This window comes from Burkholderia sp. KL41, assembly GCF_057005415.2.
Map to the genome: position 1 here is coordinate 1,893,374 of NZ_CM174447.1, position 17,351 is coordinate 1,910,724.

The window sequence follows — 17,351 nt, forward strand, 5'->3', positions numbered from 1 at the left end:
CCGGCGCCGGACACCCGGCGGCCGAACAGCTTACGCGGCACGAAAGCGGACATTTCTATGTAGCTAAAAGCGGACATTTCAATCTAGCCACTACAACACAAATTGCCGATAATTCACGTTATGTCAACTCGCAAAGCTGAACGAACCTATTACCCACATCGGCGAACACGCCGTTATCCATCAGCGATATTGCGGTGGCACGAACCATGGCCGGCGGGCGTGCCGACGTTACAACTTGGGGTCGCGCTTGCCGGTCATGCATTCGTGCCGTCCGCCGCGTGTATAGACGTCCACGCGCGCAATCTGCGACATCGAACCACCGGAGTACACCGTCAACCGGCCGATGCCCAACGGGGCCAAGAGCCGGGACAGCATCGGTCTGCAGGCAGGCGCGCATGTCGTCCGGTCATTGATCAGGGTGACCTCATCGCCGAGCAGGCCTTCACGATGCCCCAGCAATAAAGTGCCCGCCTCGGAGTGAAATAGAAATTGAAACGTGTTTCCCTTTGACCCATCAAGGCCGAGGCATTGCCGCCACGCCCGCGTCAACTGGAAATCCTGGGTCTCCCGCAAAGTGGAATTGATCCCGTACACGCGATCCGAGCCCAAAATCGTGCCGATCGATCCCAATTTATCCCCGGTCTTGAACCGGCCATCAGGATTGTTTGGCAGATCGAGCCCTCTTCTTTCCCGAAATGACCGGATTCTTTGATAGCCTTCAAATGGCGTTTCCTCTCGTTTAAGACCGAGAGGATCTCTCCAGCCAAATACGTTGGGCGCGTATTGGTATGGGTTGATTCCACCATCGATTCGAATGGGGTCCTGGCTGACGAAGCTCCCGACCACCGGATCGTAATATCGGTATCGGTTGTAGTGCAGGCCCGTTTCCCAGTCCTCGTACTGCCCCTGGAGCCGTAGTGGCTGATCGTCGGCAGCGTGCATCCGGGCTGAACTGACATGCCCCCACGCCCCGTAACGCCCCTCCCAGATGATCGCACTGGATTGATCGATCAGTCGTGTCGGCGCCCCGCTGGGCTCGGTTTGGAAGAACACGTTGCGCGCCGCAAATTCCGACGCCGCCGTCGACTGATCCGAACGGTTCTTCGGTGCGTATCGCAACGCTGCCAGTGGTCGAAACGTACCAGGGTAATAAACCCACTCGCACGATTCTCCGTAGCCATCCGCTGGAGATATGTCGACCGGACCCGCTCCCCAGCCGGGATCCGGCTCGTTGACGACATTCATCAACGGCACGTCGACGTTCTGGCCCGGGTGCGCTATTTCACCCACCAACGCGTCGCCGTCCCAAAAGTAATCGTGACGGTGCGACCTGACTGTTGATGCTGATACCGACCCGGCCGGCGCGTCAGGCGTGTCGAGGATCTGCGTAGTCTTCCGGATGCGCCGCTGAAAGACGTCGTACGCGTAGCGGGTATGAATACGACTCGCCTGGATCGCAGGGTCCGCCGGCATGCGTACCGCCGATGTTTCGATCAGCAGCCCGTCGCCGTCCCAGCGCAGCAGCAAATCCTGTTGCGCGTCACGCTTGCGTATCAGGTTGCCCGCACGATCGAACGTATAACGACAGCCATCGTGCTCGCCCTCGCGTACCCAGGCATCGAGTGGCAACGTCAGGTCCGACACACCGGTGCGATGGCCCGGGTTGCTTCTCGTCGTCAACAGGTCGCCCGCAGGATCGTGCAGGAAGCGCAGCAGTTTGCCGCTCGGGTCGAGGTACGCGGTCAGCTTGCCCATCGGGTCGTAATCGAAACGTTCGATACCGAGTCGGGAGTCGCGCTTCTCGGTCATCTCGCCGTTGGCATCGTATGTGTACTCGGTGGCAAAGATGGCGCCGGTACCGGACAACAATGTTTGCCGCGCCAGTTGCCCCTCCTTCGTGTACACCAGCTCGCGTCGCAACGCCTCGCCCAGGTATTCCACGCAGATCCGGCCAAGCGCATCCCGCTCGAGCTTGACGGGCGCGGCATCGTCGATCTGGATCGAGGCGACGGCGCCGAATGCATCGTAGCCATAGCGTACGGTGTGCGTCACCGTTTCGTGACCGGTCACGAGCCGTGTGCGGCGCTCGATGCGCCGCCCGACCGTATCGTACCGGTAAGCGATGACGAAATCGTCGCCTTGCCTTTCTTCAATGAGGCGGCCTGCGTCGTCGTAGCCCAGTCTGAGGCAACTGTCCGGATTCTGCGCCCCGACGAGCCTGCCGATGCGGTCGTATTCGAATTTCTCGATGCGAAAACCGTCAGCCTGTCGGGAGTCCGAGACCTGCTTCTGCACCACGCGCCCGAACCTGTCGGTCAGATAGAGAACAGCCAGCCCGGCCGGGTCGACACTCCGTCGCAGTTCGCCGAACTCGCCATACTCGTAGCGACGCAGTTGGCCCCAGTAGTCGACTTCCTCGACAATACGGCCCATCGCATCGCGCGTGAGCTGGTATCGTTCGCCGCGCTCGTTGATGACGCCAATGAGCCGGCCCTCCGTATCGTACTGGTATTCGACGCTGGTTCCGTCCAGCGATATCCGTTTGGTGATTCGCCCCGGCGTCGAGTACTGAAGCTGCGCCGTAGCGCCGGCCGGATCGCGATAGTGCGTCAGGTTGCCATCGGCATCGTACCCACACAGAACCTCCTTCCCGCTCGGCTCGATTGCGCGCGTCAAATTGCCATTGCGGTCGTATTCGTACCGACTTGTCTGTCCGAGTGCGTCGATCACTTCGACGAGATGTCCTCGCGCATCGTGCCGATAGAGCGTTCGATGGCCGAGTGGGTCCGTCACCGCCGCCAGATGACCGTCGCGGTCGTATTCGAGTCGCGAAAGTTCGCCGCACGGTCCGATCTGTGCGACAAGCTGTCCGTACGAGTCGTACTCGTAACGAGCGGTCGCATTCGACGGCGTCGTTTGTGCAAGCAAATTGCCTCGCTCATCCCATTCGTATCGCCATTGTCGTTCGCCTGGCAACGTCACGCAGACCGGATGATGGTTCGAGTCGTACTCGGTTCGAATCGATCTGCCGTCCGGCAGCGTTTCCATCACGAGATTGCCGCGCCGATCGTATGCCCACGACGTGATACGTCCGGCGGCATCGGTCGCGACACTCGTGCGTCCCCTTGCCTCGTACCGGTAACTCGTGACACCGCCGAGCGGATCCAGCTCGAATACAGGCATGCCCTGCGCGTTCAGTTGCAGTACTGTCGTATGTCCCAACGAATTGGTGATACACGTTTGCATTCGTGCGCGGTCGTACACAAATCGGTAATCGAACAAGCCGTCGTCGCCCCATGCATGGTCGACGCGCCAAACGCCGTCGTCGTCGGTGCAGTAATGGTAATGAAACGACATGCCCCGCGCGGTCGTATGCCTGACGATCCGATGCCCGTCCGCATAATCGAAGCGATACGGGCATCCCATTGCATCGACCGCAGCACGCAAGTTGCCGTCTCGATCATGCTCGTAGGTAACAAGCGGATGCGCGTGTCCATTCGCGTCGACCAGCGTCAATGCGGTCAGCAATCCGGCATGCGTGGCGCCGTTCGCATCATGACGGGCGGCGTCCCGGATCTCGCATGCGATGACGCGCCCGGTTGCGCCATCCCGTCTCCATTCGGCGATACGTTCGAGTCGTCCGCCCTGATCGCGTTCGAAGACCCATGCATTTCCGTTCGGGTCGGAGATGCGATGGATGGGCAGCGTCGGTCTCGACTCGCCGCTCGGCGGGATAATCGTTTGCTGCCATTGCGGCGGCAACGGGAATCCGTATTCGATGCTTTCGCGCGTGCGCAGCAAAAGCCGGTCGCCGAGCAGGTACAACGCATCCGCTTGCTGCCAGTCACATTCGCGCGAGGACCAGCCCTCGGTCGCGGGCAGTGCATCGAACGCAGTCGTATGATCCGGAAGATAGGCGACCACGCCGATCGCGTCGTCGTTCGGCAACAGCTCCAGCCGGATATCCGCTGGCGTCTGCCAACCTGCTCCAACGGCACCGATATGCGTATCGTGACTTGAATAGTATCGATCCCACTCGAGCGGCAAGCGTCCCGATACGATGAAGTCGCGTTGCTCCACGACCACTTCACCCGTCGACGCGTCCACCGGCTCCGCGTGCAACACCTTGCAGCGCAAGAACCCCGGCTTCAGATGCAGCTTGTCCGCCAGCGTCCTCGCCCACTTCGACCCCTGAAATGCCTTGAACAACCCCTTCGCCGCCGCGGCCATGTTCATGATCGGTGGTCCACCCACCAACACGGGCCTTCCTGCCGGAATCGGCAGCATCACCGAACTCGGCATCGACGGATAGGTTCGATCCGTATGCGCGCTGTTATGCGGTGGCGGCTCCATCCCGATCGACCAGCAACTCAACGCCTCCAGCGCCATGTACGACATCGGATCGTTGTTGGCGAGCACCGTCTTGCTGCCCATGAACGATTCCCCGTCATTTGACGGTTCGAACTCGGCCGGCGGCGGGGCAAACGATTCGCCAAGCGGAAAATGCAAACCCGGAACGTGATACGCATGCGTTCCGGCCGTGGCCCGCATCATGCCGTTCACGAGAATCGGCCTGCCGCTGCCGCCCCCCGATCCGACGTTCGAGCCAAGATCGTCGCTGATGCGATTCCTGATCGTGTTGGCTGCTTTCGCCAGTTTCATCCCCTCGGCGACATTGGGGTCGCTGGTCAGTTCATTGACCTGCTGGCCCGCTTCATCGGCGAGGTGTTCGAGCTGCTTCACATCTTCAGGGTGATCTTCGATGTATTCGGTCACCTTCTCCTGCACGATCATCATCGCAATGCAGCCGGCCACAGCCTTTGCGGCCTGGATGTACTCGCGCAGATCGAGCATGAACCCGACATGGGGGTGCGGCAGGAACACCGGCGGCGTACCTGGCGTGACCAGTACCGAATGAACGTCCACGCCAACAACGGGATCCAGATGCTTGACGGCCAGAAGTGCCACGGTTTCGCCCCCGCTCAGCGACCACTGCGCAACGCCGCGACCTTCTCGCTCAACGCGTTGCGCCGTCGGTCCTGTACACCGAGCTGCGACACCATCCACTCGACAACCATCGGCAGATTGCTGTTCGCCCGCATCGGCTCGTCGATCATCAATCCCGCATCGAGCGCGTTGAACCCGGCCTCCAGCGCATGGTCACGCTCCCCTGCCCGCTCCCAGCACACCGCGCTCATCCGCCACGCCTCGACCGTCATCAGCCCGTCCTTCGCGGCGGTAGTCGACGCCACCGCACGCTCATAGCAATACGCCGAGTGCGCATAATCCCGGTGCGTCAGATGCACGCTCGCTTCGCCGAACCAACCATTCGCGACAAGCTTGTGCCCGGCCGGATGCCCTGCTTCGACCGCACGCGTCCCGCTGCCGACGGCACTCCGATACGCTTCGATCGCACGCTCCCGATCGCGCCACTTCAGATATGCCGCACCTGCGATCAAATGCACGACAACGCACTGATCAAACCACTCCTCGCGCTCCGCGACGCTCAGTGCCGCCGCACGCAGTTCCTCGAGTCGTGCGGGACTGCCGCCTTCGATCATCTCGGTCAGCATCACGAAGTGCCGTCGGAACTCGCCGCTCGGCCCGCGCTCGCCCGATTCCGCCAGTAACTCGCGAGGCACGCTCGCCATCGAATACCTGGCGTGCACGACGAGAACCGCGGCGCGATGCCGTTGCATCAACGCAGCAAACGGCGCGATATCGATACGCGGCACGACAAAGCGCACGCGCTCGGCAAGCTGCGGCGCGACTGCAATGATCGACAGCACATCGTCCATCCATCGCACCCATGCCGCGTCATCCCGCACTTTCGCCGGCTCCAGCACGAACACCATCGCCGGAAAAACATCCGGATGGTGCCGCATCAGGCTGTCGGCAACCGCGAACAGATACAACAAGGGATTCTTGCCGTCGTCATACGGCGGCTGCCAGTTCGCACGCACGCCCTGCGCATCAGACCCCTCTCGCCGGCTGTCGTAGAACGCAACGAGGTCATCCGTCAATGCCTTTGCATAACCCGATTCATTGACGAACGACGCCCGCATCGTCCTGACCGCGCACGACGTCTCGTCCTGAACCTGGAAATACAGCCGCACGAGCTCCGAATCGGTCTCGTCGGTCTGCCAGATCATCAACCTCGCGGCTTTGTCTTTCGCGAAACTCATCCAGTCCGCGTGCGCATCCATGAACCTGCGCTCCACCGGATTGGTCGGTTGCCAGTTCTGCATTCTCGCGAACCTCCGTCACGGATTCAGTTTCAGGACGGCACCTTCGACCGTGTGCTCCGCAGTCGCCGACGACGTCACCGTCTTGCCGTTCACGCTGTGGGTGTTCGTACCGGTCGATGCGACGTTGACGCCCTGGATCGTGATGGTGCCGTCGCTTTTCATCACGATGCTCGACATCCCGCAGACGAGCGCAAGCTGATCGCCTGCGTTGACGAGCACCTGATGCTGCACGCTGGTCGTATGGTTCGCACCGACGTTAACGGTATGCTCCCCGCCGACCGTGTGCGTATGCGCATTCGCAATCGTCGACGTGCGCGTGCCGATCTCTTCTGTATGCGCCGACGCAACCAGCGTCTTCATGTCCTGCGACGTGGTCTGATACATCTGTCCGACGTTCAGCGTCTTGGCTTCGCCGATCGTTTCGGTCTTGCCCTTCGCGACCGTCTCGGTATGCACGCCTCCAATGGTCGCGTCCCGATTCGCGGCAATCGTCACGGTTTCGTTCTGTCCGACCGTCCGCGTCCGGTTGCCGACGACGCCATGCGTCTCGTTCGCCCCGATCTGCGCGACCCGGTTCTGCCCGATATTCACCGTCTCGTTCTGCCCCACGCTCCGTTGCCGGTTGTTCTTCACCTGCATCGTTTCGTCGTTCCCGACCGTATGCGTATGGTTGTTCCCGACGGAAAGCGAATGATCGAGTTCCGTCTCCGCATCGAAATTCCGTTCCGCGTGCATCCAGAGCTGCTCGGCGCCCTTCTTGTCCTCGAACCGGAACGCATTCGCATGCTCGGTCGTCCCGCCCGGTGACGAGCGCGACAGCAACCCGCTCTGCGTCGCGCTCCCCGGCAGCCCCCACGGCGGCATCCTTTCGCCGTTGTAAACCCGCCCGGTCACGATCGGCTCATCCGGATCGCCGTTCAGGAAATCCACGACGACCTCGTCGCCTACCCGCGGAATCTGCACCCCCCCGAATCCGCCACCCGCCCAAGGACTCGACACCCGCACCCAGCACGACGAATCCTGATTGCTTTGGCCATACCGATCCCACCGGAACTGCAGCTTCACGCGCCCGTATTGGTCGGTCCAGATTTCCTCCCCCGGCGGCCCGACCACGGTGGCCGTCTGCGGCCCGTTGGTGCGCGGCCGCGGCGTGTCGCGCGGCGACCGGTAAGGCAGGCTCGACGGCTGCACGAGCATCATCGTCCGATGCACCACAGCCTCCGCGCCCTGATCGCTCGCATACGCGTTCTCCTGGAAGCGGTACTGGCACCGCACGATCAGGTGTTCGCGGTTCTGGTCGGCGCGCGGGCAACGTTCGAGCGTGAACAGGTAACCGGGCGCGGCACCGCGCACATCGGTATCGGCGCTCGCCCGCTCATGTTCGGCCTGCTGCTCCTCGAGCCGAACGCGGCTGTAATGTGCGCCCGGCGCATCGTCGCGATAGCCGCCCGGCCATTCGAACGACGCAAGACTGTCGTGATCGTGCCCACGCGGATCGACCTTCTGCGACGAAAGATCGGCGCGCGGCCTCGTATAGTCGTAGTCGGTGGTCTGGTGCCGGCCGACGCTCACTTCCTGCGCGGGCAGCCAGCCGTCGATGCGCTCCTCGTCGGCGATCGCGGTGCGATCGCGCGCGATGTACGGAATCGTCTCGTAGCCGGGCAGCGCCGTGTGCGACGACATCGCGTCGCCCAGCATCAGCGTATGCGTATCCTCGGCGTGCCTGAACCAGAAGTAGATCCCCTCGAACTCCATCAGCCGCGACACGAACGCGGCGTCGGTCTCGTTGTACTGCACGCAGTAATCGCGCGGCACGTAAGTCTCCGCCAGGTGGCTCTCGATCGGAAAGCCGTACGTCGACAGGACCTCCTGCACGATCTCCGGCACGGTCTTGTTCTGGAAGATCCGGCAATCCGAGCGGCGCGTCGCGAGCCACAACCAGGGCCGCACGATCAGCTCGTAGCCGTAATATCGCTCGGCGCGCCGGCCGGCGAGCGACGCGCGCGCCACGATGCCGTTCAGGTAGCGCGTCGACAGGTCCTGCTGTTCGATCCGGACCGTCACGGGCTTGCCGAGCATGTCCTTCAGCGACAGGCTGTGACTGTCGGCGAGCGCCTCGATCCGGAATTCGAACAGCCGGCCGAGTTCGTCGCTGCCGTCGAGCGTATGGAACTTGAGGTCGTCGCCGTGCGGGCTGTCGAGTGTGAATACGCGATTCAAATCGCCTCCTCCTCGTCGAACCGGTATGCGAATTCGCCGTCGGCCGCGCCCAGCTCGATCGACGACAGCGTGCGGCCCTCGAGCGTCGCCTGCAGGATCGCGCGGCCGATGCGCGGCATCACGGTATGCGTGAGGATCGCGTCGACCATCCGGCCGCCGGACTCGATCGTCCGGCAGCGCTCGACGACCAGCGCGGTCGCCGCGTCGGTGCAGCGCAGCCGGATGCCGTGATGCGCGTCGATCCGTTGCTCGATCCGCCGCAACTGCAAGGCGACGATCCGCGCAAGCGTCGCGTCGGTGAGCGGGTAGTATGGCACGACGGTCAGCCGGCCGAGCAGCGCAGCGGGAAACACGTCGAGCAGCGGCGCGCGCAGTGCATCGGCGAGCGTCTGCACGTCGGGCAGGCGCTCGGGATCGCGGCACAGCTGCATCACGCGATCGGCGCCGACGTTCGACGTCAGCAGGATCACCGTATGCCGGAAATCGATGTCGCGCCCCTCGCCGTCCTCCATCCAGCCCTTGTCGAACACCTGGAAGAAAATCTCGTGCACGTCGCGGTGCGCCTTCTCGATCTCGTCGAGCAGCACGACGCTGTACGGGCGCCGGCGCACGGCCTCGGTGAGCACGCCACCCTGCCCGTAACCGACATAGCCGGGCGGCGCGCCCTTCAGCGTCGACACGGTATGGGCCTCCTGGAACTCGCTCATGTTGATGGTGATCGCGTTGTGTTCGCCGCCGTACAGCGTGTCGGCCAGCGCGAGCGCGGTTTCGGTCTTGCCGACGCCGGACGGCCCGCACAGCAGGAACACGCCATGCGGTTTCTTCGGGTCGTCCAGCCTGGCGCGTGCGGTCTGGATGCGCTCGGCGATCAGCTCGACCGCGTGCTTCTGGCCGACGACGCGTTCGCCGAGCGTATCGGCGAGCTTCAGCACGGCCTGCGTTTCGTCGCGCACCATCCGGCCGAGCGGAATGCCGGTCCAGTCGGCGACGACGGCGGCCACGGCGTGCGTGTCGACGGCCGGCAGCACGAGCGGCGCATCGCCCTGCAGGTCGGCCAGCGCCTGCTGGGCGGCCGACAGACGGGTTTGAGCGGCGATGCGCGCGTCGGCGTCGAGCACATGCGACGGGTCGTCGTCGAGCAGCAGCGCGCGGGCATCGACGATCGCCGTCAACGCGTCGCGTTCGGTCTGCCAGCGCGTGTCGAGCCGGTCGAGTTCGGCCCGGGCGGTGGCGATGTCGTGATCGATCGCATCGCGCCGGGCGGTATCGCCGGTGCCGAGCGCGCATTCGCGCCCGATCCGCTCGTGTTCGACGCGCAGGCTGTCGATGCGGCGGCGCGCATCCTCGACCGGCGCGGGCACCGCGTGCTGGCTGACGGCGACGCGCGCGCAGGCCGTGTCGAGCAGGCTGATCGCCTTGTCCGGCAACTGGCGGGCGGGAATGTAACGGTGCGACAGCGTGACGGCGGCCTGCAGCGCGTCGTCGAGCACGAGCACGCGGTGATGCGCCTCGAGCTTCCCGGCCAGGCCGCGCAGCATCGTCAGCGCGGCCGCCTCTTCCGGTTCGTGCACGTGCACGAGCTGGAAGCGTCGCGTCAGCGCCGGGTCCTTCTCGATGTACTGCTTGTACTCGGACCACGTGGTCGCGCCGATCGTGCGCAGCAGGCCGCGCGCGAGCGCGGGTTTCAGCAGGTTCGCGGCGTCGCCGGTGCCGGCCGCCCCGCCCGCGCCGACGAGCGTGTGGACTTCATCGATGAACAGGATCGCCGGCCGCTCGGACGACATCGCCTCGTCGATCACGCCGCGCAGCCGGCTCTCGAACTCGCCCTTCACGCTCGCGCCGGCCTGCAGCAGCCCGATGTCGAGCAGGTACAGCGCGACGTCGCGCAGCGACGGCGGCACGTCGCCGGCGGCGATCCGCAGCGCGAAGCCTTCCGCGACGGCCGTCTTGCCGACGCCGGCCTCGCCGACCAGCAGCGGGTTGTTCTGCCGGCGCCGCAGCAGGATGTCGACGATCTGGCGAATCTCGGCGTCGCGCCCGACGACCGGGTCGATCTCGCCGGCCCGTGCACGAGCGGTCAGGTCGACGGCGAAACGTGCGAGCGCCGGGCCGTCCGAGGCGCCGGCCGCGCCGCGCATCGCCGTGCCGCCGCCCGGCGCCGCTTGCCCGGCCGGCGGCGCCTCGGGCGAGCCTTCGACGATCGATTCGAGCGCATCGGCGAGCACGTCCGGCACGATGCGTTCGAATTCGCGCGTGATCGCCAGCAGCACGTTGCGCAACTGCGGCGTCTTCAGGATCGCGAGCAGCAGCACCGCGCCGCGAATGCGCGTCGCGTCGTACTTCAGCGTCGCGTATACCCACGCACGTTCGACGGCGTCGTCGATATGCACGGACAGATCCGACACCGAGCCCGCGCCGCGCGGCAGCTTGTCGAGCGCGGCGACGAGCCCGCGGTCGATCGCGGCGGCGTCGATCGCGAAGTGGCGCAGCACGCGCGGCAGGTCGCCGTCGGGCCGTTGCAGCATCTGCTTGAACCAGTGCGCGAGCTCGACGTACGGATTGCCGCGCAGCCGACAGAAGCCGGTCGCCTGCTCGAGCGTCTCGTAGAGGAACGGATTCAGTTTTCCGAACAGGTTGACGCGGCCGATATCGGACATGACGGTTCCCGTTTAGGCGGTTTCGCGATGAAGGGGTGCGCCGGTGCGCCGCACGTCGTAGCGGACGACGAGGTCGCGCGCGGGGCCCGGTTCGAGCCGCTGCCCGAGCCACGCGGTGCGGCCGATGCCCTGCGGCGCGCCGAGCGCGATCGCCGGCACCGCGTCGGCCGCCAGTTCGAGCTGCACGTCCCAGTCGAACTCGATGCCGACGTATTCGCGCACCCAGTGCGCGAGCTGCCGGGCATGCGGGCCGCCCGGCAGGAAGCGGCGGTACGCGTCGAGCGACAGCGGGCCGAGCACGATCCGGAAGCGCGACTGCGCATCGCGCACCGCGATGCCGAGCGCGACGGCGCCCAGTCGCAACGTCGGCCGCGTCGCGCGGATCGTGCAGCGCTGCGACCGTTCGATCGCGACCCACTGCGGCACGTGCTCGACGATGCGGGCCTCGACACCGAAATGCCGGCGCAGGATCTGCACGAGCCCTTCCGGGTTACGCGTGTGCCGGACGAGATGGCCGGCATGGAAATAACGCGCATGCGGCGCGAGCGTGTCGGCGTCGGCATGCGCGGCGGGATCGTTGTCGTGTGCCGCGCGCCCGATCAGGCTCGCGACATACCCGTCGAAGCGCGCGCGTTCCGGGCGATCGAGGCTCACCGTCGGCTGCGCGTCGGCCCACGCGCGGTAGAACAGCAGGATCAGGCGGTGATGAAACAGGTCGGCGAACGCGGCAAACGTCGGGTCGTCGTGCTGCGCGGCGCGCTCGTGCGCGTATTCGGTCAGGTGCGTCGGCAGCGGCCCGTTCGGGCCGAACAGCCCGAATCCGTGGATGGCAATGCGCGGCGGCACGGTGCCGTCGTCGGACACGACGGCGAGCATCGACGCCGCGAACGCGAGCGACGGTCGCTGCCCGAGCCGCACCGGCTCGTCGCGCGGCCGCGTGGCATGGCCGAGCGGCGCGCGGCCGGGCGACAGCGCATCGAGCCAGCGCAGCGCCTGGAACAGGTCGTAACCGTGCGGTGCGGCACGCAGGCGCGCCCACCACGCGTCGCGGCGTGCGGCTTCGGTGGCCGTTCCGGCACGCGGAGACATGTCGCGCTTCATATCGCGGGCCGCCTGCCGACACGCGCCGGCCAGTGCGCGAGCGTGCCGCGCTGCGCGCTGGTCAGCACGCATTCGGCGAACGCGTTGATCGACACGTGGCGCGCGAAGAACTGTTCGAGCACCGAGCCGAGCAGGAACGGGCTGTCGCCGGAGAACGCATGGTCGTCGACGGTCACGTCGACCTGCACGCCACGCCCGAACATCAGGGGGCCGGACGCGGGCAGCCGGCGGAACACCGGCGAGAACGCCACGCGCAGCACGCCGTCGATCTGCCGGCGCATCGCGGCATCGGCCGGGTCGGCATGCAGGCCGAGCAGTTCGCGCAGCGCATGCGCGCCCTCGTCGTCGTCGAGATCGGTCAGCGTGTGACGTGCGAGCCCGAGATGGCGGATCAGCCGCCACGCGGTTTGCGCGTCGGCGATCGGCGGGCGCGGCCGCGACGGGCCGCGGATCGCGACGATGCTGTCGACCGGGGCCGACAGGCGCAGCGTGAACGTGTTCGCATCACCGGGCGGCTGCAGCAGCACGAGGTCGCGGTTCGTGCACAGCGTGTCGGCCGCCAGGTAGCGCATCGTCTCGTCGTATGGCGCGCACTGGCTGTCGACGAGCGACACGTAGGTCTCGCTGCCGACGTAGCCGGTGCGCGTGCCGTTCGCGCGCGCCTGGGCGGAGACGAGCCGCGGTTCGCGCCGCACCGTGTAGTACGCGCCGTGGTTGCCGTCGTCGCTGGCGAACGACGCGTGAAACGGCCGGAATTCGCGCGACCGGCCGTCGTCGCGCTGCTCGCTCGCGAGGCGCTGCACCGCATAGACCTCGTAGTCGAGCGGCCGGCTGCGATCGACGACGACATGGTGTTCGCGCGCCCCCGGCTGCAACTGAATGCGATCGGCGCGGCGCGCGAACAGGTTCACGGCCGGCGTGCAGTTCAGTGCGAGATGGCGCGCGCTGACGGCCGCTTCGAGCGCCGCGTCGTGGCGGTCGAACAGCACGGTCAGCTCGAACTCGTCGCCGGTCGCGCGTGCGAGCGCGGCACGCAGCCCGCCGATGCTGAAGAACAGGAAACGCGCCGGAAACGCAAAATACTCGCGCAGGAGCCGGTAGCCGTGGAAGCTGCGGCCGTCGTCGGGCAGGATCGCCTGCGCGGGATCGAATCCCTCGTGGACGATCGCATCGGCATCGAGCGTATGCAGCCAGCGCGGCGGCTGCGCCGGATCGTGACACACGACGCCGAGCGCATGGGCGGCGATCAGTTCGAGCAGGTGCAGCGCGTCGCGCTCGGGGCCCGCGAGATGGAACATCAGCCGGTCGAGCTGCAGTTGCGACAGTCTGGTGCCGCCGCGCGCCTTCAGCCGGATGCGCAGCGCACCGCGCACGTCCTGCCGTGCGGCGACGACGCCGCGCGGCAGCCACGACGGTGCGCCGGTGACGCTCGCATCGGTCAGTTCGAGCGGCCAAAGCGTCAGGTCGTGCGCGGTACGGAATTCGCACGCGGTCTGCTCGGACGCTGCCGGCCGCGCACGCAGCGCCGTGCCGGCCGGCAGCCGCCAGCCTTGCGCGAGGCTGCCTTCGTTCAGCATCGGCGCGAACCGCACGATCGCCATCGACGGCAGCGGCGCGACATAACCGGGATACACGGCATCGAGCAGCGCCTGCGTGAAGCGCGGAAACTCGGCGTCCATCTTCAACTGCACGCGTGCGGTGAGGAAGCTGAAGCCTTCGAGCAGCCGCTCGACGTACGGGTCGGGCGGCCCCGATTCATTGAGCCGCAGCCGCGCGGCGACCTTCGGGAACTGCTGCGCGAATTCGCCGCCGAGCTCGCGCAGGTACGCGAGTTCACGGTTGTAGTAGTCGAGCAGGCGCGTATCCATCGCGTCAGGCGCCCGCCACGGATTGCAGCGACATCGCGCCCGTCTCGAGATCGAGGTCGGAGCGCAGCACGAATTCGAGCGGATGCGGGATCGACCACAGCGTGCCGCGAATCTCGAACAGCAGCACGTTGTGACGCCGTTCGCCGGCGCGGCCGCCCGGCGCATCGGTCACGCTGCGGACATCGATGCTGTCGGGCGCGATGCGCGGTTCGAAGCGGACGATCGCGTCGCGGATCGACGCCTCGACCGACATCCGCTCGACGCCCGACATCGGCTTGCCGACGAGCGGCCGCATCCCGTAGTTGAGCACCGACGCCTGCGCGTGCGCGAACGCCGGCCAGTCGACGAAACCGTCCTCGGCGTTGCGCGTGTTGAGCAGCCACGCGAGATCGCGCAGCACGGCCGCACGCAGGCGTTCGGTGCCGATCCACTGCGCGCCGGGCGCTTCGCTCGCGCGCTGCGGCGTGTCGTCGGTGAGCCGGTCGAGCAGCGCGGGCTGTAGCCGGTCGCGCAGGTTGCCCTCCCGGCCGTCGCGGGTTCGCGGGTCGTCCATGGTCGTCTCCGCGCCGTCACATCTCGGTGTTTTCCTTGATGTTCCAGCCGACGGTCACCTCCGCGCCCTTGCCGCCGTTGTCGTTCTGCTGCCAGTACTGCTTCTTCACCTTCGCGGCCTGGAAGCCGTAGTGCATCATCAGCCGGTCGGCGACGTCGCCCGGATCGATCCCCGCGACCTGCGCGGACGTGACGAGCACCTCCTGCAGCGTCACGCGCATGAACTCGACCTGCGTGCCGCCCGTCTTGCACGCGGAGATCTCGACCGACGACAAATGCTTACCGTTCGCGCAGTTCTTGATGATCGCGGGTGCCCCCTTGTCCATGTACGCGGCGACGACCAGATCGTTGAAGCTCGCCTTGCCCGCGTTGCCGCCGCTGCCGCTCGCCATCGCGCCCGGCTGGCTCGCGCCCCACGTGAACGACTGGATGTCGGTCCAGCCCTTGTGCTGCGCGTCCGCCGATTCGCCGGTCACGCCGTCCACCTTCATAAACATTGCCACGCCCATAACCGTCTCCGTTTCAGTGCGATGTCAGGATGAATGCCGCGTTGAAGTCCAATCGTTGCGTGCGCCGCCGCTCATTCGTTGGCCGCCTTCGCGGTCGGCAGCCGCGAGATGAGCCGCAGCGACACGGTGAGCCCTTCGAGCTGGTAATGCGGCCGCAGGAAGAATTTCGACGTGTAGTAGCCGGGGTTGTCCTCGACCTCGTCGACGACCACCTGCGCGGCCGCGAGCGGCTTGCGCGCCTTGGTTTCCTGCGACGAATTGACGGGGTCGCCGTCGACGTAGTTCATGATCCAGTCGTTCAGCCAGCGCTCCATGTCGTCGCGTTCGCGGAACGAGCCGATCTTGTCGCGCACGATGCACTTCAGGTAATGCGCGAAGCGGCAGCACGCGAACAGGTACGGCAGGCGGCCGGACAGGCGCGCGTTCGCGGTCGCATCGGGATCGTGATACTCGGCCGGCTGGTACAGCGACTGCGCGCCGATGAACGCCGCGAAATCCGAGTTCTTCCGATGCACGAACGGCATGAAGCCGTTCTTCGCGAGTTCGGCCTCGCGGCGGTCGCTGATCGCGATCTCGGTCGGGCATTTCTGGTCGACGCCGCCGTCGTCGGTCGGGAACGTGTGGCTCGGCAGCCCTTCGACCGCCCCGCCCGATTCGACGCCGCGGATCGACGAACACCAGCCGTACTGCTTGAACGAGCGGTTGATGTTCGCGGCCATCGCGTACGCCGAGTTCGCCCACGTATAGCGGTCGTGGTTCGCGGCGTCGGTGTCTTCCTCGAAGTCGAATTCGTCGACCGGGTTGGTGCGCGCGCCGTACGGCAGCCGCGCGAGAAAGCGCGGCATCGCGAGCCCGATGTAGCGCGAATCCTCCGATTGCCGCAGGCTGCGCCACGCCGCATATTCGGTGTTCTGGAAGATCTTCGTCAGGTCGCGCGGATTCGACAGCTCCTGCCACGAATCCATCTGCATCAGCTCCGGCGACGCGCCGGCGATGAACGGCGCGTGCGCGGCCGCCGCGATCTTCGACAGCTCGCCGAGCATCTCGACGTCGGGCGGGCTGTGGTTGAAATGGAAATCGCCGACCAGGCAGCCGAACGGCTCGCCGCCGAACTGCCCGTATTCCTCCTCGTAGATCTTGCGGAACAGCGGGCTCTGGTCCCACGCGACGCCCTTGTAGCGTTTCAGCATCCGCGCGACTTCGTTGCGCGACGCCGGCAGCGCCTTGATCTTCAGCAGCTCGTCGGTCTCGGTGTGCGTGACGAGGTAATGCAGCCCGCGCCACGCGCCTTCGAGCGTCTGGAACTCGTCGTGATGCAGGATCTGGTTGATCTGCTCGGACAGCTTGCGGTCGATCTCCGCGATGATCTGCTTCACGCTGCCGTATGCGTCCGTCGTCATGCCGACCGTATGTTCGAGCGCCTGCTGCGCAAGCGTGCGCACCGCGCGCTCGACCGATTCGCGCGCCTCGGCCGTCTTCGGCTTGAACTCCTTCTGCAGCAGCGCCGCGAATTCGTCGTGCGCGACGGCGGGTTGCGCGGCGTCGCGCGCGTCGACGCGGGACTGGACAGGATCATTCATCGCGGGCCTCCGGTTGGGTCGCGTCGCCGCTCTGCGCGCTCGCGTGCGGTTCGCGCACGAGCGTCTTCAGCAGGTCGGGGTCGTTGATCGCGCGTTCGATCAGTTGCTCGGCACCGTGCTTGCCGTCCATGTACGACAGCAGGTTCGACAGCTCGGTGCGTGCCTCCAGCAGCCGGCGCAGCGCGTCGACGTTGCGTGCGATCGCGGCCGGCGAGAAATCGTCGATCTGCTCGAACGTCATGTCGACGTTGAGCATCCCTTCGCCCGTCAGCGTGTTCGGCACCTGGAACGCGACGCGCGGCGCGATCGATTTCATCCGCTCGTCGAAGTTGTCGACGTCGATCTCGAGAAACTTGCGCTCCGGCAGGTCCGGCAGCGGCTCGGCACGCTTGCCCGCCAGATCCGAAATCACGCCCATCACGAACGGCAGCTGCACCTTGCGTTCGGCGCCGTAGGTCTCGACGTCGTACTCGATCTGCACGCGCGGCGCCCGATTGCGCGCGATGAACTTCTGTCCGCTGCCCGCCGCCTTGGTTCTGTCCGTCATCGTCCACTCCTTCACATCGATCAGGTTGCGCAGTCCGTCGTTGCCGCCCGCATGGCGGTTTCTTTCGTT

The 17,351-nt window shown here is 65.9% G+C and carries 10 protein-coding genes; all 10 read right to left on the bottom strand.

From position 1 onward, the window contains the following. Positions 1-228: 228 nt before the first annotated feature. The 10 genes from PQB87_RS25970 to tssB all read right to left on the bottom strand — a co-directional run bounded on the left by PQB87_RS25970 (position 229) and on the right by tssB (position 17,282). Positions 229-4,968: an RHS repeat-associated core domain-containing protein gene (locus tag PQB87_RS25970; protein WP_489242870.1), complete on the bottom strand. Its 4,740-nt coding sequence runs from the start codon at positions 4,966-4,968 to the stop codon at positions 229-231. A gap of 14 nt (positions 4,969-4,982) precedes the next feature. Continuing rightward, positions 4,983-6,248, bottom strand: a complete 1,266-nt coding sequence (locus PQB87_RS25975) for a hypothetical protein (protein WP_489242871.1) — start codon at positions 6,246-6,248, stop codon at positions 4,983-4,985. 15 nt (positions 6,249-6,263) lie between these two features. Then, positions 6,264-8,468 (bottom strand): type VI secretion system Vgr family protein, encoded by a 2,205-nt coding sequence (locus PQB87_RS25980; protein WP_489242872.1) that lies wholly within the window; start codon positions 8,466-8,468, stop codon positions 6,264-6,266. Further along, positions 8,465-11,125 (bottom strand): type VI secretion system ATPase TssH, encoded by a 2,661-nt coding sequence (tssH, locus tag PQB87_RS25985; RefSeq protein ID WP_489242873.1) that lies wholly within the window; start codon positions 11,123-11,125, stop codon positions 8,465-8,467. Before tssH ends, PQB87_RS25980 begins: the two co-directional genes overlap by 4 nt. 12 nt (positions 11,126-11,137) lie before the next feature. After that, a complete protein-coding gene (tssG, locus tag PQB87_RS25990) occupies positions 11,138-12,214 on the bottom strand; it encodes a type VI secretion system baseplate subunit TssG (protein WP_489242874.1) in 1,077 nt (358 codons plus the stop codon). A gap of 8 nt (positions 12,215-12,222) precedes the next feature. Further along, positions 12,223-14,094 (bottom strand): type VI secretion system baseplate subunit TssF, encoded by a 1,872-nt coding sequence (gene tssF / locus PQB87_RS25995; RefSeq protein ID WP_489242875.1) that lies wholly within the window; start codon positions 14,092-14,094, stop codon positions 12,223-12,225. Positions 14,095-14,098: 4 nt separating this feature from the next. Next, positions 14,099-14,647, bottom strand: coding sequence for a type VI secretion system baseplate subunit TssE (tssE, locus tag PQB87_RS26000; protein ID WP_021157089.1), 549 nt, complete (start codon positions 14,645-14,647; stop codon positions 14,099-14,101). 16 nt (positions 14,648-14,663) lie between these two features. Beyond that, positions 14,664-15,155: an Hcp family type VI secretion system effector gene (locus tag PQB87_RS26005; protein ID WP_027791618.1), complete on the bottom strand. Its 492-nt coding sequence runs from the start codon at positions 15,153-15,155 to the stop codon at positions 14,664-14,666. Positions 15,156-15,226: 71 nt separating this feature from the next. Continuing rightward, a complete protein-coding gene (gene tssC, locus PQB87_RS26010; protein ID WP_489242876.1) occupies positions 15,227-16,735 on the bottom strand; it encodes a type VI secretion system contractile sheath large subunit in 1,509 nt (502 codons plus the stop codon). Continuing rightward, on the bottom strand, positions 16,728-17,282 hold the full coding sequence (gene tssB, locus PQB87_RS26015) for a type VI secretion system contractile sheath small subunit (RefSeq protein WP_048024666.1): 555 nt from the start codon (positions 17,280-17,282) through the stop codon (positions 16,728-16,730). Before tssB ends, tssC begins: the two co-directional genes overlap by 8 nt. Between the last annotated feature and the right edge of the window lie 69 nt (positions 17,283-17,351).